Below are 21,012 nucleotides of genomic sequence, written 5' to 3' on the forward strand. Positions count from 1 at the left end.
GTCACAATCGGACTCATAGTTTTGCCCTTTTCCCTCCCGATCCTGATATACCTGGACTTAAGATGAATGACACAAAACGTCTGCGAACCCTGCGCCGTCGCATGGCTGCGGCAGGACTGGAATCCCTGCTCGTTTCCCATCTTCCGGACGTGCGTTATCTCTGTGGCTTTACGGGGTCGAACGCGGCGCTGGCGATCTCTCCCGGCCGTGCGGCGTTGTTTACCGATGGCCGCTATACGGTTCAGGCGAAGCAGGAGACCTTTGGAGCCCGAGTCGTCATCGCGGAGCACTCCGCACTGCGCGAGGCCTGCGCCTTTCTCGCTGCCAGCGGTGTTGCCCATGCCGCTTTTGACCCTTCGAATACAACCGTCGCCGCATTGGAGACGATGCGCAGCGCCATCCCGGCCAGGCAGCGCCGGAGCTTTTTCCAACCCTCCCCGTCACCGCTGGTAGCAGATCTGCGCATGGTGAAGGACAGTGGCGAGTTGCAGCGCATGGAGGAAGCAGCCGCGCTCGGTTGCAGGCTCTTTGAGGAGCTTCTGCCAAAGATTGCGAGAGGCACGCCGGAAACCGTGATTGCCGCTGAGCTGGAGTATGCGGCGCGCCGCAGCGGGGCCGAGGGAATGTCTTTCGATACCATCGTCGCTTCCGGGCCGCGCTCCGCGTTGCCGCACGGTCACGCCACGTCGGCAAAGCTGCCCCGCAACGGCTTCATGGTGCTCGACTTCGGTGTTATCCTCAAAGGTTATTGCTCGGATATGACGCGTACCGTTTTCGTGGGAAAAGCAGGGAACCGCGAGCGCTTCGCGTATGATTCTGTGCTGGAAGCACAACAGGCCGCAGTGCAGGCCGTGCGCCCAGGCGTGACCTGTGGCGAGGTGGATGAAGCCGCCCGCAGCGTGCTTCGCAAGGCGGGGCTGGCGCAGTATTTCACCCATTCGACCGGGCATGGAGTGGGTATGGAAGTTCACGAGGCACCGCGTGTGGCGGCTGCTCAAACCCAGGTCTTGAAGCCTGGAATGGTGATTACGATTGAACCCGGCATTTATATCGCCGGAGAGTTTGGCATTCGCATCGAGGATATGGTGGTCGTGACGGACCGGGCTGGCCGGGTAATAACTCCTGCGACCAAGGCGTTGATTGAACTTTGAACTGCTCCTCGAAATCGATGGCAGCAGCACACCAGCAGGGGATGCAAGGACGAGATTCCATAATGAATCCTGAAGATATGAAAGAACTCAAGGAGCTCATCGAGTTCCTGAAAGACAATCAGATCGGCGAATTCGATCTGGATCGCGGCGATCTGAAGGTGCGTATCAAGTTTGCCCAGGAGACTACCTCCGCGGCGGATCTGGCGGGGCTATCGCGGCTGCTGAATGCGGCGCAGGGAGCCGCCCCCATCGTGCAGCCTGTAGTTGCTGCAGCGCAGTCGTCGGCAATTGCTGCACCTCAGGCGGAAGTGGCGGCCGCGGCTCCGGTAGACGAGAATGCGGGCCTTCACATCGTGAAGTCGCCGATTGTCGGCACCTTCTACGAATCCCCCTCTCCGGGTGCGCAGGCTTTTGTCAAAGCTGGAGATCAGGTGGAGAACGGTCAGGTTCTCTGCATTGTGGAAGCTATGAAGTTGATGAATGAAATTGAGTCTGATGCGGCAGGCGAGATCGTAAAACGACTTGTGGCCAATGGACAACCGGTCGAGTATGGCCAACCTCTCTTCGCATTGCGGCTACGGTAACTATGTTTCGGAAAGTTCTCGTCGCCAATCGTGGCGAAATCGCGCTTCGTGTCATCTGTGCCTGCAAAGAGCTGGGCATTCGCACGGTCGCCGTCTACAGTGAGGCGGACCGGAACTCCCTGCACGTTCGCTTTGCGGATGAGGCAATCTGCATCGGCCCGGCGCGCGCGTCGGACAGCTATCTGAATGTCCCCGCAGTGATCAGCGCGGCGGAGATCGCCGACGTGGACGCCATCCATCCTGGCTATGGCTTGCTGAGCGAAAACGCAAACTTCGCCGAAGTCTGCCGTGCGTCGAACATCAAGTTCATCGGCCCGCCCCCGGAAGTGACCCGCCTGATGGGAGAGAAGGACAAGGCGCGGCAGGCGATGAAGCGCGCCAAGGTTCCAATCCTGCCCGGTTCGGACGGCATTATCCAGTCCGAGGGCGAGGCGATGGAGTGGGCGCGGACGGTGGGGTATCCCGTCATCCTGAAAGCCGCAGCAGGCGGCGGTGGCCGTGGTATGCGCATCGTTCGCTCCAAGGAAGAGCTGCCGGGGCTGTTTCAGGCTGCCCATACCGAAGCTGCGAATGCCTTCGGAAACGGCGACCTCTACATGGAGAAGTTCATCGAGCAGCCGCGCCACATTGAGTTCCAGGTGCTGGCCGATGAGCACGGCAATGTGTTGTCGCTTGGGGAACGCGAGTGCTCGATCCAGCGCCGTCACCAGAAGCTGATCGAAGAAGCGCCGTCGCTGCAGGTTACTCCCAAGCTGCGCGAAGAGATCGGAAAGACGCTGCGTCGCAGCCTCTCCAACATTGGCTATCAGAACGCCGGAACGGTCGAGTTCCTGATGGATGAAGAGGGGAGTCTCCACTTCATCGAAATGAACACCCGCATCCAGGTGGAGCATCCGGTCACGGAATTCATCACGGGAATTGACCTGGTGAAGGCCCAGTTGCGCATTGCCGCGGGCGAAAAGCTGAGCAGCATTATTCCTGATCCCATTGTCATGCGCGGGCACTCCATCGAGTGCCGCATCAATGCAGAGCACCCTGAGAAGTTCACTCCCTCAGCAGGCAAGATCACGGCATACAACGTTCCCGGGGGGAATGGGGTCCGTGTGGATACGGCGCAGTACGCGGAAGGCGTTGTGCCTCCCTACTACGACTCGCTGATTGCCAAGCTCATTACCTATGGCAAGGATCGGCCAGAGGCCATGGCCCGCATGTCGCGCGCTCTCGAGATGTTCGTCGTGGAGGGAATTCACACATCCATTCCGCTGCATCGTCGTATTCTTCAAGATGAGGACTTCAAAGCAGGCCGCTTCGACACGAAGTTCATGGAGCGCTTTTTCGAACGTGAGAAGGAGCGCAACCAGGCCGCTGCCGGGAAATAGTCCTGGAGTGGCTCCAGCGAGGCTGCAGGGAGTTCTGCCCTTGAGACAAAACAGCCTCGGCCAGCACAGGCGCTCTGTTCCGGAACACGGGCAGAGACGCCCATCCGGCCCTATTGGATAGATCATGGAGAAGTTTCAACCTGGCCAGCTTGCACTCGCTCTGCGCGAAAAGTTGTATGGTCTGCTTGCCAGGCTAGTTCCAACGGAACGGGCACAACTCCTTTTCCTCACGATACTGAGCGGCGTTCTTTGCGGCCTGGCTGCGGTTGGCTTCCACGTCGGAATCGAAAAGGCCGATCATCTGATGATGGGGCGCGCTCTCGCTGCTGCGGGGCATCGCTGGATCTTCTGGGGAATCATCACGCCTGCACTTGGAGGCCTGGTTTCCGGACTGGCGCTCTACTATCTGGTTCCCGGTGCTGCCGGAAGCGGTATACCCCAGGTGAAGGCAGCCTACGCCCTGCACGGTGGCCGTGTTCCGCTGCGCGACGCGGTGGGTAAGTTCTTTCTGGGAATCCTGCAGATCGGTAGTGGCGGCTCTCTCGGCAGAGAAGGACCTACGGTCCAGATCTGCGCAGGCATCTCCAGCCTGCTGGCGCGCGTATTCTCCTTGTCGATCAAGAACCAGCGGAGGATGACTGCCGTCGGTGTGGCGGCTGGCATAGCGGCTGCCTTTAATGCGCCGATCGCTGCCGTCACCTTCACGCTGGAAGAGATCATCGGAGACCTTGACCAGACGATGCTCTCCGGGGTGATCGTCGCTGCGGCCATCGCTGCTGCGGTCGAACGCGCCGTCCTTGGCAAGCATCCGGTCTTTGCGCTCCGGCACGTGGACCCGTTGGTTCCGGCCAAATCCTTGCTCTTTTACGTCGTCCTGGGATTTGCCGCCGCTCTGATTTCGGTGATTTTTACGGATTCGCTGCTGGGGCTTCGAGCGGCTTTCAAGCGCCTGAACACCGTGCCGAAATGGGCTCATCCAGCGCTGGGTGGAGCAGCGACCGGCGCGCTCGCTGTGCTGGCGTTTTTCTGGCTCCGGCAGGGTGGGATTGCCGGGGGCGGATATGAAACCCTTTCTTTCGCTCTGAACGGGACACTGACCGTGAAGGTTCTGCTGGTTCTGTGCGTGCTGAAGGTCGCGGCGACGATTTTTTCCTACTCCAGCGGCGGAGCCGGAGGTATCTTTGCCCCGGCATTATTCATTGGCGGAATGCTGGGCGGAGCCGTGGGCTATCTGGACGTCGCGGCCTTTCATCATCCCGCCGGAGCTCTTGGCGCATTCGCCCTGGTGGGAATGGGAGCTGTATTTGCGGGGATTGTCCGCGCCCCCATGACGTCTGTCCTGATCATCTTTGAGATGACGGGTGCTTACGAACTGATTCTGCCCTTGATGATCTCCAACATGATCGCCTACACGCTTGCACGTCGCTGGCGTGGAGTCGCGATCTACGAAGCACTTCTGCTGCAGGACGGGGTTCAGCTCCCTCACGAGCATCCGCGAAACGTCGATACGGACGAGGGAGAAGCATTACCGTAGAATTGCGTAAGACTCCGGCATTGTGTTTCGGTATTCTGCCCTGGCATTGTCTTCTATGGCATACACGATTTCTCCTCTTTACCCCATCCTCGATGCCAGTTTGTTGCCGCTTGAGGATCGCAGCGGTTTTGTCACCCGGCTGGCCGGCGAACTGCTGGATGCGGGCGTCAGCCTGCTGCAGTACAGGAACAAGACCGGCAGCGATCGCGAGGTGCTCGAAGACGTGGCTATGCTTCGCCACCTGCTGCCCGCGGGGCGCTGTGTACTCATCCTGAACGATCGACCGGATCTGGCTGTGCTTGGCGGATTTGACGGCGTCCATGTCGGCCAGCAGGATCTTTCTCCAGACGCTGCCCGGGGCATTGTCGGCAAGGGAAGGGTGGTTGGCGTTTCCACGCATAATGCCGAGCAACTGCGAATGGCCGCAGAGGCGCCAGTGGACTATATCGCCATTGGCCCGATCTTCCCAACTGCCTCCAAACAAAACCCCGATCCGGTTGTCGGTCTGGAAGGGATTCGCCTGGCGCGTTCGCTCACCTCAAGGCCGCTGGTCGCGATCGGCGGAATCACTCTCGAGAATTGCAGCCAGGTCAAAGAGGCCGGGGCGGATTCCATTGCGGTGATCTCCAGCCTCTTCCAAAGCCCGTCAGGGGAGTCTCCCGCGAAAGTCGCTAGAGACTTTCTTGCGCGTTTCCGGTAGAACAGAGAGCACGTGACGACCAGCAGCCCACCACTACCCGCCGGTGCAGATGCTCCCGGCACTCCACATTTTGTTCAGGGCCTCGGCCTGTTCAGCGCCACCGCGATTGTCGTGGGTTCGATGATCGGTTCGGGCATCTTCATTGTCCCGGCGGACATAGCACGAGGCGTCGATTCCCCTGCGCTGTTCATTGCGGCCTGGATCGTGACGGCTGTCATGACGATCATCGGCGCGCTCAGCTATGGGGAACTTGCTGCGATGATGCCCCGGGCCGGCGGACAGTATGTTTACCTGCGTGAAGCTTTGGGGCCGATGTGGGGCTTCCTCTACGGATGGACGCTCTTTCTGGTCATTCAGACCGGCACCATCGCCGCCGTGGCTGTCGCCTTTGGAAAGTTTCTGGGAATCTTCTTTCCCTCCGTCTCCGCCACAAACTGGATCTGGCATATCGGTCACGTTCCGGCCTGGCACGTCGGACCGATGGTGTTAGGCAACATGGACCTCGGTCTGAATACGGCGAATCTTGCGGCCATTGTGATCGTGCTGCTGCTTGCCGGGGTCAATATCTTCGGCGTCAGGACAGGCGCGCTGGTGCAGAACATCTTCACCACGACGAAGACCGCGGCACTGCTGGGTCTGCTCGTCTTCGGTTTTCTGCTGGGCCGCAACCCGGCGGCGATTGCGGCGAACTTCGGCGTGGGCTGGCATGCCTTCTGGCACAATGCATCGCTGGCCACTTTGCATCCGGTGCAGGTGGGCATCGGCGGTCCCACCGCCATGGTGGGCTTTTTCACCATTCTTGCCGTGGTGCAGGTGGGTTCGCTCTTCTCTGCGGATGCGTGGAACAACGTGACCTTTACCGCGGGCGAAGTCTTGAACCCCAGGCGCAATCTGCCACTCTCGCTTGGGCTGGGCACCGGGATCGTTCTGCTGATTTATATCCTGGCGAACTTCGTGTATCTCTGTGTGCTGCCGCTGCACGGGGATCCGGCGGGGGCCTCGAATTTTGCGCGGGGCATCCAGTACGCATCGCAGGACCGCGTGGGCACCGCTGTGCTGGAGCAGATCTTTCACTCCAGCGGGGCGTACTTGATGGCCGCTGCGATTTTGATTTCGACCTTCGGTTGCGCCAATGGAATGACGATGGCAGGCGCCCGCGTCTACTACGCGATGAGCCGCGACGGACTCTTTTTCCAGGCCGCGGGCAGACTGCATCCCCGGTACAAAACGCCGGTGGCATCCCTGATCGCGCAGGCCGTGTGGACCAGCCTGCTGTGCCTCTCCGGCTCCTATGGCCAGTTGCTCGATTACACGATCTTCGCTGCGCTGTTGTTTTACATCCTTACCATTGGCAGCCTGTTTATGCTGCGAATCCGCAAGCCGCTGGCGCCGCGTCCCTATCGCGCCATCGGGTATCCGGTGCTGCCTGCGGCATACCTGGGTATGGCCGTGTGGATCTGTGTCGTATTATTGCGTTATAAACCTCAATACACTTGGCCGGGGCTGATTCTCGTTGTACTCGGTATCCCGGTCTTCATTTTTTGGTCCCGTAAGGGCCGGCGTTCTGGACTGCCGCACGAAACAGCACTATAAGAGGAGAGATCTCGCCCATGCCTAATTTGTTTGCTACCAAACCCCTCTCGCTCCTGACTCAGGAAGCGAATGAAGAAGGGGAGCACACCCTCAGGCGATCTCTCAGCTCGTTAAACCTGATCACACTCGGCATTGGGGCAATTATCGGAGCGGGTATCTTTGTCCTTACCGGACAGGCTGCCGCGAAGTACGCCGGACCGGCAGTTGCGCTTAGTTTTGTGCTGGCCGGCTTCGTCTGCGCATTCGCCGGCCTTTGCTATGCGGAGTTTGCTTCGATTATTCCAATAGCCGGTTCAGCCTACACCTATGGCTACGCGACGCTGGGCGAGTTCGTCGCATGGATCATCGGCTGGGACCTGGTGCTGGAATACGCATTTGGAGCGGCCACGGTGGCATCCGGCTGGTCTGGCTATCTGGTGAGCCTGCTGGAGCAGCTCAATATTCACCTGCCGCCGCAATTCACCACCACCTACGGCAATGTGATGGTGAAGTTTAACGACAGGTGGACTCCACTTAATACGCTTCCCGCCGGGATCAATACCGCTGCGTTGCCGCATGCGACGGGATTGTTCAACCTGGTCGCCTTTCTGGCGATCCTGACGATCACAGCGATTCTGGTGATCGGTATCAAGGAATCAGCAAATCTGAACTCTACCATCGTGATTGTGAAGCTGGGAATCGTAGCCATCTTTCTTTACCTGGGAATTGCCTACCTCCTGCACCATCACGAACTGGTCCAGGCGAACTGGCATCCCTTCATTCCGCCAGCGGAAGGGCCAAAACACTTTGGACTGGGTGGCATAGCCGCCGGAGCCGCATCGGTATTTTTCGCATACATCGGCTTCGACGCTGTCTCCACCGCCGCGCAGGAGGCGAAGAATCCGCAGCGGGATATGCCCATCGGCATCCTGGGATCGCTGGTTGTCTGCACGATCCTATACATCATGGTTTCTCTGGTGTTGACTGGCCTGGTGAACTTCCGGCAGCTGAACGTTGCCGATCCGGTTGCGCTCGGAATCGACGTCACCGGTGTGAAGTGGGGCAGTCTGCTGGTGAAGATCGGAGCCGTCTTTGGCCTGGGCACCGTGATGCTCGTCATGCTGCTGGGGCAGTCGCGCGTCTTTTTCTCGATGTCGCGCGATGGGCTGCTGCCGCAGTGGGCGAGTGCAATCCATCCGAAGTTCCGCACACCGTGGATTTCGAATATTATCGTCGGGACCATTGTGGCTTTTCTGCCCGCAGTCCTGCCGATCGACAAGCTCAGCCAGTTGGTCAACATTGGTACTCTGCTGGCCTTTACCATTGTGTGTGCCGGGGTATGGATCCTGCGGGTTCGCCAGCCTGATCTCAAGCGGCCATTCAAGACGCCGTTTGTGCCACTGGTGCCCATTTGCGGGATGCTCAGCGCGTTTTACCTGATGGTCAAGCTGCCGTTGCTAACCTGGGCCGTTCTGATCATCTGGCTCTTGATCGGGCTGCTGATTTACTTCGGGTATAGCGTGCGACACAGTAAGGTGCAGAAGCTCCCCTCGGCGATGACAACGGGACGGGCGGATAGCTAGATCGAGTGTCCATCACTCCAGCGGGCTCGTGGTTGCTGTTCCGTGAGCATTCCCCATACTGCGAGCAACTGAAACAGGCTTTGTGGATGCACCTGCGCGACGCGTGCCGGAACAACAATGCAAGCAACACCAAGAGGGAAAGAGCGTAAGCGATCAGCCAGATCATTTCCACCTCTTACAGCGGAAGAGCTCGCAGTGGTGCTGCGGCCATGATAGCCGAGATTTTACTTCGCAGCTTCCAAGGTAGCCGCGGCGCGGTTCAGCGCAGCACTTAAAGTGGCGATCTGCGTCTGTGCACGCTCTGCATCCTGTGCATCGATGGCCTCGTTGACGCCGGGAATCACCACAGCGGAATAGCCCGTGAACTCTCCCGGCGCATAGATCGTGTGGCGGAACCACGGGCGGTGGGGAAGCCCCTCCGGCGCCAGCAGAGCACCCTCGGTTGCCCGCAGTGCCGCGTTCAGCGCCGTCAGATCACCAGTGCCGGACAACTGCCTCTCCTTTACCGCTGCTGCCGCCGTGGCAAAGCGCCGCGCAGCCGTGGTTGCCGGGGCAAAGTCCAAGGCCTTCAGGCCGCTATCGCTGGCGCGTCGCTTTGCGGCATCCAGGTAGGAATCAATCTCGCTGGCATAGGTCACATAGTCATAGGGGAGAACGTCGGAATCGGCCATGTGGAGGATCTCAAGGCCGAATACGCGAGCCATCTCCTGTTCGTAGACAAAGGTTGGATCCGCGTTCTTTACAAACCATGCATAGTTATCGAATACGGAGTGGTAGACGCCGTAGGGGCCTTCCGAACCGATGTCGATGGAGGGAACTCCCACATGTTGGAAGAAAGGCGTGAAGTCCGATCCGCTGCCAAGATCTCCCACCGGCGCGTCGCTATGGGAGCTGTTCGCCGCGGAGCGCATACCGATATCCTGCCCATGTTTGATCTCGTTGGCCTGCTCGGTCTGCTTCCACACGTCGTATACGCTGCCCCCCTTGGGGCTGGGCACTTCTCTCGTCACCTCGCGTACAAACTGCTTCAAGGAAGGAACGGCGGAGGAGGAGAACTCCGGCCCGGAAACGCCCACATCGGTATTGAAGTAGGCTACCGCGTGCTCCAGATCCTTCTCATGCTCTTCGGCCCATTCTGTGGAGCCGACGAGCCCCTCTTCCTCCGCATCCCAGCTGGCAAAGAGGATCGTCCTCTTCGGCTTCCAACCCTGCCTGAGCAGTTCACCCACTCCATGGACCGATTCCAGCATGGCTGCTGTGCCGCTGTTGGGATCGACCGCACCGTAGACCCAGGCATCGCGATGGTTGCCTGCGACGACCCATTCATCGGGGAAGTCGGTGCCATTGATTCTCCCTATCACGTTCCAGATGGTTCGGAAGGCATAGTTCTGCTTCACCAGCATGTGAACCTTCACCTTGCCGGGGCCAACGTGGTACGCGAAGGGAAGAGCGCCTTGCCACTCATGCGGAACGGCCTGTCCACCGAGATGCTCAAGGATCGGAGCCGCGTCGTGGTAGGAGAGGGGTGTTGCAGGAATCCTGGGCAGGCTTGTGGAACTCTCCGGTGCGATGCGTTTCGTGTCGGGCAGATCGACGACCGAGGCGATGCCGGGAGTTGTGGGGTCGCCGGGATACTCAAACATGAATTGCACGGAGCCGCGCTGCACCGCGGTATCGGGTCGGTACGGGCCATTGGGATACTTGTCGCCGCGGAAATAGCCATCATCGGCGGGGTCCGAATAGAGGATGACGCCTGCGGCTCCATACTGCTGCGCCAGAAATACTTTGACGCCACGGAAATTGTTTCCATAACGAACAAGGACGATCTTGCCCTTGACGTCCACGTGCATCGCTTCCAGCCGCTTGAAGTCCTCCGGACGGCCATAGTTGGCATACACGGCTTCCGCTGTGATATCTCCGGAGGCGGACGAGCCATTGAATGCGGTTAAGACGCGCGAATCATCCTGGAAGGGGTCAGCCGTCACATGCTCGCGAATGGGCCCCTGCATGAGCAGCTTGCCATCGCTGTCCGTTGCTTCCACGCGGATTTCGCCGGGCATGTTCATCCACACGCGATAAGGGACGATGCTTGTTTCCAGCCCCGCAGCCTTGAACTTGGACGCAACGTACTCCGCTGTGGCGTAGTCCTCTTTGGAGGAAGCAATGTGAGGTGTACTCGTCAGCGTCTTAAGGTGTTCTCCGGCAAGCTTTGCGTCCGGAACCTTCAGAAAGTCCTGATCGATCTTCGCCTGTGCGCTGAAGTTTCGATAGCCGAACACATGAGTTGGGGAAGATGCGAGGGGAGCAGAGTTCTGGCCGAGCAGAACCGCAGGGCAAAATAGCATCCAGGAAAGAGCAGGCAGAATTGGACGAATCGACAAGGGCACAGTCCTCATTCAGGAGATCAACAGGGGAGCCTTGATTTCTCAGCTTACACTAACTATCAGCAGTGCAAGCTGAGTTGCGGAGCGAGAGGCCATTGGCGGAAAACCTAGAAGAGTCGCCGCGACCGGGGAGTACGGAACCTTCCGTCGACCAGAACCCGCCTGCCGAGGTGTTCGTCGAGCCGGAGGTTCCTTTTAAGCCGGAGTCTTCCCGCCTGCAGAGCGAAGACGACCTCGGCGGCTGGCCCCCCATTGTCCGTGCGCTGCGTAATCCGGATTTCCGAATCTTCTGGAGCGGCAACTTTCTCTCCAACATCGGAACGTGGATGCAAAACGTGGCCCTGGGCTGGCTGATCCTTGAACTCACGGAATCCAGTTTCTGGCTGGGCATGGTGGGTTTCGCCGCCTCGTTTCCGTTTCTCATTTTCACCTTGTTCGGAGGGGTGATTGCGGACCGCGTGAATAAGCGCTATCTGCTGGTAGGCACGCAAACGATCATGATGATTCTGGCGTTTCTACTGGCCGCGCTGGCGTACTTCAAGATCATCACCATCCGTTCCCTGATCGTCATCGCGTTTTTGAATGGCATGGTGATGTCCTTGAACGCGCCCAGCTACCAGGCCATGGTTCCGCAATTGGTACGTTCCAGCGATCTGCCAAACGCCGTGGCCTTGAACTCCGCGCAATTCAATATGTCGCGAGTGGTGGGGCCAACGCTGGGCGGCTATGCTATGGCGTTTTTTGGAGTGGCGGGGAACTTCTTTCTCAACGGAGTCAGCTTCCTCGCGGTGCTGGCATCTCTGTTTCGAATTCATTATCCGGAGACGAAGCCGGGGGATGGTTTGACCATGTGGCAGAGCCTGAAGGAAGGGTTCGCGTATGTTCGCGCCAATGCGCAGATGTGGGCGATTATCGGGTTGGTGGGAACAGTCAGTTTCTTCGTGGTTCCGTTCCTCACGTTCATTCCGTTCTTCGCCCGCAACATTCTGCATACAAGCGCGCGTGGACTCGGCATTCTGATGGCCTGCTCCGGGCTGGGTGCGTTCTTTGCCGCGGTGACCATCGCGTATTTCGGCAAACTGCGCCACCGGGGAGCGGTAATCGTGGCGTCGGGATTATTCGTGATGGCATCGGTGATCGGCTTCTGCTACTCGCACTCCTTTGTGCTTTCGGCGTTTCTGCAAATGTGCGAAGGATACGGCCTCATCCTGACGGTATCGACGGTGAACGTCTCTATGCAGCAGTTGAGTTCGAGCGAAATGCGTGGAAGAGTGATGAGCATCTACTCCACCAGTTACCTTGGCCTGCCACCTGTCGGCGCACTTATTGCCGGTGCATTCTCGAAGTATCTGCCAACGACACACGTGCTTGCGGCGATGTCCGGGCTGGCGATGCTCGTCTACATCCTCTACTACATGACCTCGGCGCCGCTCAGAGAGCTCGATTAGTCTCTCGCAAAACAGAATTGGCTCTCCATCTATCGGAGAGCCAATTCTGCTTTCTTCGTGTGTAGGAACTAGGCCACGGGCTCGCCACAGAACTTGCAGCGCCGCGCGGTGATGGGAATGTCGCTCTGGCATTCGGGGCAGGTCTTGGTGGTTGCAGCGGCTGCCGGGCGCAGTCTCGCCATCAGAGAATTGAACGGCAGGATGATGATGAAGTAAACCACTCCAGCCATCAGCACAAACGCAATAACTGCATTCAGAAAATTGCCGTACTTGATGATGCCACCGTTGAGGTTAAAGACCAGAGAAGAGAAGTCTGGTTTGCCCACAGTTGCAGCAATCAATGGATTGATGAGATCCGCGACGAAGGAGTTAATGATCGCGGTAAATGCGGCACCGATAATGACTGCAACCGCCAGGTCAATCACGTTGCCGCGCATAAGGAAGTCGCGAAATCCTTTGAACACTTTGGCTGCTCCTCAAGCGAAGGTATGTACAGTTAGATCGAACGATCTAAAAGTCCAACTATCGTAACCTACCGTGCACCTTTACGATGGCAGTTTTTCAAATCAACTTCGGTTGGCCCATGCCGGGTTGCTTGCAGTACTATGATCTGCCGTGCCTTGATCCTGCCTAAAACAGGGTCAATCCTTGAGCGGCAGGAGGGGAAAGATGAGGAAGGTAGTCCGCACAGCAGAGGAAGCGGTGGCGGACATCCCTGCGGGTGCAACGCTGATGATTGGCGGCTTCGGCCTCTGCGGCATTCCAGAGAACCTGATCGATGCCCTGGTGCGGAGAGGGATCGGCGGCCTCCACACCATCAGCAACAACATGGGCGTCGATGGCTTTGGCATGGGGCGCATGCTGGAGGCGGGCATGATCGCCTCTCACACCGGCAGCTATGTAGGCGAGAACAAGTTGCTGGAGGAGAAGGTGATCCGCGGCGAACTGAAGCTGACCCTGATGCCGCAGGGTACTTTGGCAGAGCGCATTCGTGCAGGGGGAGCGGGAATTCCCGGCTTTTACACTCCAGCCGGCGTGGGGACGCTGGTGGCGGAGGGCAAGGAGACGCGTGAGTTCGATGGCAGGATGTACCTGCTGGAGCGCGGCCTCACTGCTGACTTTGCTCTCGTCAAAGCATGGCGGGGCGATACGGCCGGCAATCTCGTCTACCGCAAGACCGCGAGAAATTTCAATCCAATGATGGCGGCTGCGGCCCGGGTGACGATTGCCGAGGTGGAGGAACTTGTGGTGCCAGGAGCCATCGATCCGGATTACGTGATTACGCCGGGAGTTTACGTGCACCGCATTCTGCAGGGAGCGGGATATGAGAAGCGCATCGAGCGCCGAGTGGTGCGAAAGTCTTAGACGCAGCGGCCCGTTGAGCTTCCATGCATGCTCAATGCTGGGTCACGGCACCAGCGCTAGGGTACAGTGTTCGTCGTGGGCAGAGGAGCATTGCAGACTTCCCGGTATTGGAGCACGAAACGGGCATCGGCGAAGACACACGCAGCGGCGAGAAGCAACGCCGCGAGAAGAATGTTTCTCGAACCACTGGAGAGGGAACCGGAAAACTGCCGTAAGCAGAAAGCGATTACGAAGGCGCCCAGCGTAGCCATTACGGTAAGGGGAGCACGTTGTTCGCAGGGCTGATGCTGCAGGTTGAGGAGCAGGGAAGCAGAGCCGAGGCCAACGAGCACGGCCAATCCCAGCGCAACGCGGCTTTTCTTCAAGGTCATGGCATCCAGCTTAAAGCAGCCAGCCTGCATAGGGGTAGAAGAGGAAGAACAGGATCATGGCGAGAGCCATCATGTCCGCGTAGAGCAGCAGCAGGACCGCACCGTGGTAGAGACTCCATCGATGGCGCAGGCAGCGGGTGGTGTCCCACGTGCCATAGAGGGCTATCAGGGCGGGCAGAAGAAGCAGGAGCGTTGCGCGGTTGTGGGGAAAGTCTGAGAGCAGGAATGCGGCCAGCAGGCTCACCAGGACCAGCAGTGTGCCACGAAGCAATGACCGCGAACGCAGATGGAAGACGGCGAATTGCATGGTAGAACCGGGAATCCATTCACTGAAGGACGGCAACCGTGACGAAACCAACGGAAGCAACCATATGACTACTTTACCGAACCCGGCAGACCGCCAGGCAGAGAAACAGCAGGAATCGGAGAAGCGCGAGCGCATCGTCAAAAGAGTCGCCCGCGAATTGCAGGATGGCTACTACGTAAATCTCGGTATCGGCATGCCAACGAGGATCGCCTGCCACGTTCCGCCCGGTATAGAAGTGGTTCTGCAATCGGAGAACGGAATGCTGGGTGTGGGACCGTATCCGCTCGAAGGCGAAGAAGATCCTGACCTGATCAATGCAGGTAAGGAGACCGTCTCCGAACTGGCGGGTACCTCATTCTTCTCCAGCGCAGATTCCTTCGCGATGATCCGCGGCGGCCACATCGACCTGAGCATCCTTGGAGCCATGGAGGTAGACGAGGAGGGCAATCTGGCGAACTGGATGATCCCCGGCAAGATGGTGAAGGGAATGGGCGGCGCCATGGATCTGGTGGCAGGCGCCCGCCGGGTGATTGTCGCCATGGAGCACACGACAAAAGACGGGCAGCCCAAGATCCTGAAGAAGTGCAGCCTGCCACTCACCGGGCTGAAGGTCGTCGATACCATTGCCACAGAGATGGCGTGGATTCGGGTGACTCCAGAGGGCCTGGTGCTGGAGGAGATCGCTCCCGGCCTGACGGTGGAAGACGTGCAGCATGCGACGGAGCCCACGCTGATCCTCAGTAAGGATCTGAAGACGATGCAGGTCTAAGCGGTTATTCCGCCCCGATAGCTTTGCCGCGACAGCTTTGCCCCGACAGCTTCGCCGCTATTGTTTCGCCAGCTCGCCCACCGCGCGTTGTATCGATTCGCCATAGGGAGCGCGAAGTACTTCCCGTTCTGTAATAATTGCGGTTACATATTTGGCCGGAGTCACATCGAAGGCTGGATTGGCAATGCCCACGCCGTTGGGAGTGAGTTGCTTGCCGCCATGGTGTGTCACCTCTACCGCAGGCCGTTCTTCGATTGGAATGCTGTCTCCGGTTGGTGTGGCGACGTCGATGGTGGACCAGGGCGCGGCTACATAGAACGGAATGCCGTGCTCCTTTGCCAGGACGGCCACGCCATAGGTCCCGATCTTGTTGGCCACATCGCCGTTGGCGGCGATGCGGTCCGCCCCCACGATGACGGCCTGAATCTTTCCTCCGCGCATCAGGCTGGCGGCCATGTTGTCGCAGAGCACGGTGGTAGGAATGCCATCGTGAATCAACTCCCACGCCGTCAGCCGCGCTCCCTGCAGAAAGGGCCGCGTCTCATCGGCATAAACATGCAGCCTGTGACCCTGCTCGATTGCTGCGCGAATCACTCCCAGCGCGGTTCCATACCCGCAGGTAGCCAGGGCGCCCGCGTTGCAATGCGTCAGCACGGAGCCGGACTCCGGCAGGAGTTTCGCACCGTTTGCGCCCATTGCCTTGCAGGCGGCGATATCCTCGTCATACATCTGCTGCGCCTCGTGGATGAGCGCCTGCTGAATCCCGGCGATGGAGATGCCGGGCTGGGCAACCAGGCGGCTAAAGAGCGCCCGCATCCTCTCAATGGCCCAGAACAGATTCACGGCCGTGGGCCGCGTGGCAGCCAGCACCTGGGCGATGCGGTTGAAGTCTTCCGTCAGAGCGGGCAGCGTCGTCGCCGGACTCTGTGCCACGCCGAGCGCGACGCCCATGGCGGCGGAGACGCCGATAGCCGGGGCTCCGCGGACGACCATGGTGGTGATTACATCGGCCACCTGCTGGTAACTGGTGGCCAGGACATAGGTTTCTTCCAGAGGCAGGCGTGTCTGGTCGAGGAAGCGAACGCCCTCGCGGGTCCATTCAAGTGTAGGAATCATCGTTTACCAGTTTAGAGCAGGGGATGGGGTTCCGGGAAACGGCTGGGTAGGGCCAGCGCCGGAAAGGGGAAAGTAGAGGGAGGCCAGCGCCCAACGGAAGTGGTTGTTTTGTCATTCCGACAGGAGCGAGACGGAGGGGAGGAATCTGCTTCTGTTCTCCCCGGTATAAAAGCCAGTATTTCTTGGGTTTTCTTGCGATGTAATCGCTTTCCTCTGGACTGAAATTCGACTTCTGCGTACATTGGGCTTTCGGGGTCTCGCGCCCCGACAGAAGGGATGTAATCAGGAAACCGTGAATCTGACCCTCATCGATTGGCTCATCATGCTCCTGTACTTCGTCTTCGTGCTGGGCATCGGCTTTGCCTTGAAGCGCTTCATGAAGACGAGCAAGGACTTCTTTCAGGCTGGCCGTTCGCTGCCTGCCTGGATCTGCGGACTCGCCTTTATCTCCGCCAATCTTGGCGCCCAGGAAGTCATCGGAATGGGCGCGTCGGGTGCCAAATATGGCATCTCGACCAGCCACTTTTACTGGATCGGCGCCATCCCGGCAATGATCTTCGTCGGCGTCTTCATGATGCCGTTTTATTACGGATCCAAGGCGCGGTCGGTGCCCGAGTTCCTGCGGCTGCGCTACGACGATAAGACGCGCATCTTCAACGCCTGCACCTTTGCCGGCATGACGGTTCTCTCCTCGGGAATTTCGATGTACGCCATGGCGCGGCTGATCCAGACTCTGCACGTTTTTGACGGGGTCTTCCTGCGGCTGGGCTGGCCGGTGAGCTGGATCTTCCATTTCGCCATCGTGATCTCCGCGATTATCGTGCTCGGCTACATCTTCCTCGGCGGCCTTACCAGCGCCATCTATAACGAGGTGCTGCAGTTCTTCCTGATCGTGGCAGGATTTTTGCCGCTGGTCTGGGTGGGCATGCGGAACGTGGGCGGATGGAGCGGCCTGAAGGCCACCCTGCCCAGCGCCTACACCCACTCCTGGCAAGGAATGACGCACGCCAATACAAATCCGCTGGGCGTAGAGGTCTTCGGCCTGGCAATGGGCCTTGGCTTCGTGCTCTCCTTCGGCTACTGGTGCACGGACTTTCTGGTGATTCAGACGGCCATGGCTGCCGAGACGGAGGAATCCGCGCGACGGGTGCCGCTGATTGCGGCAATTCCGAAGATGTTCTTCCCCTTCCTGGTGATTCTGCCCGGCCTGATCGCGATCTCTGTCCCAACCACTCATGTGGGTACGACAGCCGCCATGGTACGCTCGGCGGACGGGACGATGGTGAAGGCGGCGGAGGAGGGCAAGGGCCTGATTCCCGCCAAGGTGGACCCGATCAGCGGCAAGGTGATGCGGGATACCTCCGGCAAGGCATTGCTGGACTATGATCTTGCGATTCCAAACATGCTGCTGCACTTCTTTCCGACAGGCATTCTGGGTCTTGGCCTGACGGCGCTGCTGGCCAGCTTCATGTCCGGCATGGCAGGCAATGTGACGGCCTTCAATACGGTCTGGACCTACGACCTGTACCAGGGGTACATCCATAAGGGCGGAACGGATCGCCACTACCTGAACATGGGGAGGTGGGCCACAGTAGGGGGCATCTTACTTTCCATGGGGGCGGCGTATGCGGCGACGTCCTTCAACAACATCATGGACACGCTGCAGCTGGTCTTCTCCTTTGTGAACGCACCGCTGTTCGCTACCTTCCTGCTGGGTATGTTCTGGAAGCGCACTACCGGCAACGGAGCCTTTACCGGGCTGGTGAGCGGCACCTTCGCTGCTGTTCTTCACCATGGGCTCACCATGCCGATCAATGCTCATCCGGGCCTGCATGGCGGCTGGATCACTGTGCTGCACAACTACCCCAGCGACATGGCGATGAACTTCTACGGCGCAATCTGGGCGTTTTCGGTCAACTTTATCGTTACCGTTCTGGTGAGCTTCATGGGTAAGCCAAAGCCGGAGCCGGAGCTGGTGGGGTTGGTCTACTCGCTTACGCCGAAGCCGGCGGAACACCACATGGCCTGGTGGGAACGGCCTTCGACGATTGCCGTTGGCCTCATCGTCATGCTGGTGGCCCTCAACGTGATCTTCAAGTAGCGCCGAAAGGAATAAGCAATGAATCTCGATCTACGTCTTCCCATGGGGCTCATGTTCCTCATCACCGGCGCCATGATGACCGTATTCGGTATCTTCACCTGGGGCAGCACGATCTATCAAAAGTCCATGGGTATGAATATCAACTTCATCTGGGGACTGGTGATGCTGATCTTCGGCCTTACGATGTTCCTGCTGGGCAAGCGCGCCACCAGGTTGGCCAAGCTGGCTCCGCCGGCGCCGATGGACGAATCCCTCAATCGTCGTCCGATGGGACACTAGAGCGGAGTCTATTGAATCTGAACCATCGAACCTGAACCCGATGTAAGGAAACGGCCCGCATGAAGATGGCGGGCCGTTTCGTTTGTCTGCTGCGCCGCTGTCAGGCGCGTATCCGAAAGCGGAAGCGCATATTCTCGCCAAACCACTGGATGTAGTTCGTTCCCCAGGCGTTGTTGTAGAGGCTGTAGTGGACTCCCTTTGAAAGGACTGGCTGCTGATTGGAGAAGCCGATCGGAGATCGCTCGCCCAGCGCGATCACCGGAGCATCGGCCGACTCGATGGATAGCCCGCCACGCTCGTCTTTGTAAGCGATGGCGCCAGAGAGCGCATGCATGTGGCGATTTCCGCTGCTGACGACATCAAAAGGGGAGACTTGCTGCTCCACCTTTTCCATCGACCAGCCTTTCTCCTGCTGCGCCGCTGGAAGAAAGCTCAGCCACAAGGCCTCCGGCATGCGGTTCGAAACCTTGTCGAACCAGGAGAAGTTGATTTCGACAAGAGGCTCGCGATCAGGCAGCAGAATCTCGAGATACATGCGATGGGGCCATGCCACGCGGCCTTCGCGCTCCGCCTCGGCGTCATGAATGTTCAACAGCGAGAGCAGGCGCAGTCCGGCAGGCGTTCGTTCCAGCCAACTGGAGGTCAGCGTCGGGGTCCAGGTCTGGCTCTTCGCGCCGAAGTGATCGATATTCGGTTTCCCGAAATCCTGAAAAGCCCATAACTCGGCGATCTTCAGGTAATTCGCGTGAAAGACATCGTAGTCGGCTTTGGACAGCGTCTGGTAGCTGAAGAGTGCAAGCGGATTGGCCGCGGAGGCCCATTCGCGCCCGCTGGGCTTGTGCTGCAGCAGATGAATCGCACCTGTCCTGGGGTCAAGTCCCACCTTGAAGTGGCGCGATTCGATCGGCTCGCCCGGCTCATGCGGCTTCATGCTTGCAGTGCCGGGTTCGACAGGGCGCAAACCATCCAGCCTTCGTTGTGCTTCCGTGCGCATCTCGTCGGGCATGCTGGCCACGGCCTGCGCCAGGTCGTCCCGCTTCTCTTCCCAGCTATGCGTCACCACTTTGTACTTGGGCGTGTCGAGCATCTCTGCCAGGTCGTGAGGAGTGTAGTGGTCGAAGTCCATCCAGGTCTTGGTGTCGGTGCCCCAGGTGTGCTCCGTCGCGAGCAGCAGACTGCGCAGGATGCGGATGTCGGTTGCATCGCCGGTGCGGAATCTTCCGGCGGCAATCTGTTCCTTTCGCAGGCGGGTGAGTTCAAGGTACTGGGCCATCTTTACCGGATCGCTGGGTACGCCATAAATCCATGTATCGCCGATCTCCTGGGTGACTACCGGCAGCGTATCCCGATAAGGCTGGACGGCGTTGGCCACGTCTGTCAGGCTTGCGGCAGTGATCTTCGCGTTGGGAAACTGCTCGCGGAGCCGCGCGTAGATCTGCCGAATCTCCTCGATGGTGTGCGGGCCGGAGTTATCTCCCCGGACCTCAACGTCAATGGCCAGATCCGTGCCCGGCACCTGCACCACTCCTCCATAACCGTGCCGGTGATACAGCATGACGAGGGAAGCGCCGCTTTTGTCTTTCCACAGAAAGAGCGGCGGAACCTCGGGACCAGTGCTGGCGTGATTCACGCCAATATCCAACAGCTTGACGCCGTGCTCGGCCAGTGGCGCGATGATGCCGCGTGAGTGGCCGGGGACATCCGTCATCTTCGCTCCGGTAGTGGTATGTCCGAAGCGTCGATCCAGCGTTTGCGATAGCCCCAGGGAGCCCGCGATGAGGGAGCGATCCATGATCTCGGTCTGCCAGGTGAAGGGGAGCGCGTGCCATGCGATGTCGCCGGAGGCAACAGCCTTCTCCATCAGCCGGCGCTGTTCGGGCTGGGCCTGTTCAAGGTATTCATAGAGCAGCCACGATCCCGTCGTCCATACATAACGGTCTTCTCCGGAGGCGCGCATCTCCTCGGTCACCTTGAGCGCTTGCGGGTAGTAGACATCGAAATATTTGCGGATGACGTTGGCCTGGGTGTCGATGAATCCCAGATCGAGGTGGCATTTGAAGATGACCAGCACGCGCTTGGTTGCGGCGGGATCGGAGGGTGTCAAAGCACCCAACGCATCCATGCCGTGTGCGCCGTAGGTGGTAATCGCGCCCGTTGCGAGCCCACCTTTAAGAAAATCTCTGCGCTTCATTCTTTCTTCCCTCAACTGTTCCCGACATCGCATCTGCATTTGCCAGCATCGGAAACTGGATTTTTCGCTGTGCTGGAAATGTATCTCGACGCAAGCCGCGATGCAAAAAGGAACCGGGTGCCTCATGGGAGGCCAGAGAGGTTGCCTGGATCGATTTTTTTAGGGTGGCGAAGCCATG

The 21,012-nt window shown here is 59.0% G+C and carries 18 protein-coding genes; 12 read left to right on the forward strand and 6 right to left on the reverse strand.

The features are described from left to right. Window positions 1–62 precede the first annotated feature (62 nt). The 7 genes from VM554_15720 (at window position 63) to VM554_15750 (ending at window position 8,503) form a co-directional block, all read left to right on the forward strand. Complete coding sequence (locus VM554_15720) at window positions 63–1,151, forward strand: aminopeptidase P family protein (protein ID HVJ09826.1); 1,089 nt, start codon at window positions 63–65, stop codon at window positions 1,149–1,151. Window positions 1,152–1,213: 62 nt separating this feature from the next. Next, window positions 1,214–1,735: an acetyl-CoA carboxylase biotin carboxyl carrier protein gene (accB, locus tag VM554_15725; GenBank protein ID HVJ09827.1), complete on the forward strand. Its 522-nt coding sequence runs from the start codon at window positions 1,214–1,216 to the stop codon at window positions 1,733–1,735. A 2-nt stretch (window positions 1,736–1,737) separates the two neighbouring features. Beyond that, window positions 1,738–3,114 carry an acetyl-CoA carboxylase biotin carboxylase subunit gene (accC, locus tag VM554_15730; protein HVJ09828.1) on the forward strand — a complete coding sequence of 459 codons (1,377 nt, stop codon included), beginning with the start codon at window positions 1,738–1,740 and terminating at the stop codon, window positions 3,112–3,114. Window positions 3,115–3,238: 124 nt separating this feature from the next. Then, the gene (locus VM554_15735; protein ID HVJ09829.1) at window positions 3,239–4,648 is read left to right on the forward strand and encodes a chloride channel protein; all 1,410 of its coding nucleotides are present in this window, start codon (window positions 3,239–3,241) and stop codon (window positions 4,646–4,648) included. Window positions 4,649–4,703: 55 nt separating this feature from the next. Next, a complete protein-coding gene (gene thiE, locus VM554_15740) occupies window positions 4,704–5,348 on the forward strand; it encodes a thiamine phosphate synthase (protein HVJ09830.1) in 645 nt (214 codons plus the stop codon). A gap of 12 nt (window positions 5,349–5,360) precedes the next feature. Then, complete coding sequence (locus VM554_15745) at window positions 5,361–6,941, forward strand: amino acid permease (GenBank protein ID HVJ09831.1); 1,581 nt, start codon at window positions 5,361–5,363, stop codon at window positions 6,939–6,941. A 17-nt stretch (window positions 6,942–6,958) separates the two neighbouring features. After that, window positions 6,959–8,503: an amino acid permease gene (locus tag VM554_15750; GenBank protein ID HVJ09832.1), complete on the forward strand. Its 1,545-nt coding sequence runs from the start codon at window positions 6,959–6,961 to the stop codon at window positions 8,501–8,503. 224 nt (window positions 8,504–8,727) lie between these two features. Here the strand turns inward: VM554_15750 and VM554_15755 are convergent, their stop codons facing one another. Further along, window positions 8,728–10,884 (reverse strand): M28 family metallopeptidase, encoded by a 2,157-nt coding sequence (locus VM554_15755; protein HVJ09833.1) that lies wholly within the window; start codon window positions 10,882–10,884, stop codon window positions 8,728–8,730. Window positions 10,885–10,982: 98 nt separating this feature from the next. Between VM554_15755 and VM554_15760 the strand changes: the two genes are divergently transcribed. Next, window positions 10,983–12,335 carry an MFS transporter gene (locus VM554_15760; GenBank protein HVJ09834.1) on the forward strand — a complete coding sequence of 451 codons (1,353 nt, stop codon included), beginning with the start codon at window positions 10,983–10,985 and terminating at the stop codon, window positions 12,333–12,335. 68 nt (window positions 12,336–12,403) lie between these two features. Here the strand turns inward: VM554_15760 and mscL are convergent, their stop codons facing one another. Further along, window positions 12,404–12,799: a large conductance mechanosensitive channel protein MscL gene (gene mscL / locus VM554_15765; protein HVJ09835.1), complete on the reverse strand. Its 396-nt coding sequence runs from the start codon at window positions 12,797–12,799 to the stop codon at window positions 12,404–12,406. A 205-nt stretch (window positions 12,800–13,004) separates the two neighbouring features. Between mscL and VM554_15770 the strand changes: the two genes are divergently transcribed. Continuing rightward, window positions 13,005–13,700: a CoA transferase subunit A gene (locus tag VM554_15770; protein ID HVJ09836.1), complete on the forward strand. Its 696-nt coding sequence runs from the start codon at window positions 13,005–13,007 to the stop codon at window positions 13,698–13,700. A 56-nt stretch (window positions 13,701–13,756) separates the two neighbouring features. On the opposite strand, the gene VM554_15775 is transcribed toward VM554_15770, so the two are convergent. Both VM554_15775 and VM554_15780 read right to left on the reverse strand, forming a co-directional pair. Beyond that, complete coding sequence (locus VM554_15775) at window positions 13,757–14,071, reverse strand: hypothetical protein (protein HVJ09837.1); 315 nt, start codon at window positions 14,069–14,071, stop codon at window positions 13,757–13,759. A 10-nt stretch (window positions 14,072–14,081) separates the two neighbouring features. Continuing rightward, window positions 14,082–14,378, reverse strand: a complete 297-nt coding sequence (locus VM554_15780) for a hypothetical protein (GenBank protein HVJ09838.1) — start codon at window positions 14,376–14,378, stop codon at window positions 14,082–14,084. A gap of 64 nt (window positions 14,379–14,442) precedes the next feature. Here VM554_15780 and VM554_15785 point away from each other — a divergent pair, with 64 nt between their 5' ends. Continuing rightward, window positions 14,443–15,147: a CoA transferase subunit B gene (locus VM554_15785; protein HVJ09839.1), complete on the forward strand. Its 705-nt coding sequence runs from the start codon at window positions 14,443–14,445 to the stop codon at window positions 15,145–15,147. A gap of 57 nt (window positions 15,148–15,204) precedes the next feature. On the opposite strand, the gene mtnA is transcribed toward VM554_15785, so the two are convergent. Then, on the reverse strand, window positions 15,205–16,263 hold the full coding sequence (mtnA, locus tag VM554_15790; GenBank protein ID HVJ09840.1) for an S-methyl-5-thioribose-1-phosphate isomerase: 1,059 nt from the start codon (window positions 16,261–16,263) through the stop codon (window positions 15,205–15,207). A 292-nt stretch (window positions 16,264–16,555) separates the two neighbouring features. Here mtnA and VM554_15795 point away from each other — a divergent pair, with 292 nt between their 5' ends. Continuing rightward, the gene (locus tag VM554_15795; GenBank protein HVJ09841.1) at window positions 16,556–18,364 is read left to right on the forward strand and encodes a sodium:solute symporter family protein; all 1,809 of its coding nucleotides are present in this window, start codon (window positions 16,556–16,558) and stop codon (window positions 18,362–18,364) included. Between the two features lie 18 nt (window positions 18,365–18,382). After that, window positions 18,383–18,643, forward strand: coding sequence for a hypothetical protein (locus tag VM554_15800; GenBank protein HVJ09842.1), 261 nt, complete (start codon window positions 18,383–18,385; stop codon window positions 18,641–18,643). Between the two features lie 100 nt (window positions 18,644–18,743). Here the strand turns inward: VM554_15800 and VM554_15805 are convergent, their stop codons facing one another. Then, window positions 18,744–20,834, reverse strand: a complete 2,091-nt coding sequence (locus tag VM554_15805) for a DUF5054 domain-containing protein (protein ID HVJ09843.1) — start codon at window positions 20,832–20,834, stop codon at window positions 18,744–18,746. Window positions 20,835–21,012 lie beyond the last annotated feature (178 nt).

Source organism: Acidisarcina sp. (assembly GCA_035539175.1).
Taxonomy (GTDB): Bacteria; Acidobacteriota; Terriglobia; order Terriglobales; family Acidobacteriaceae; genus JANXZS01.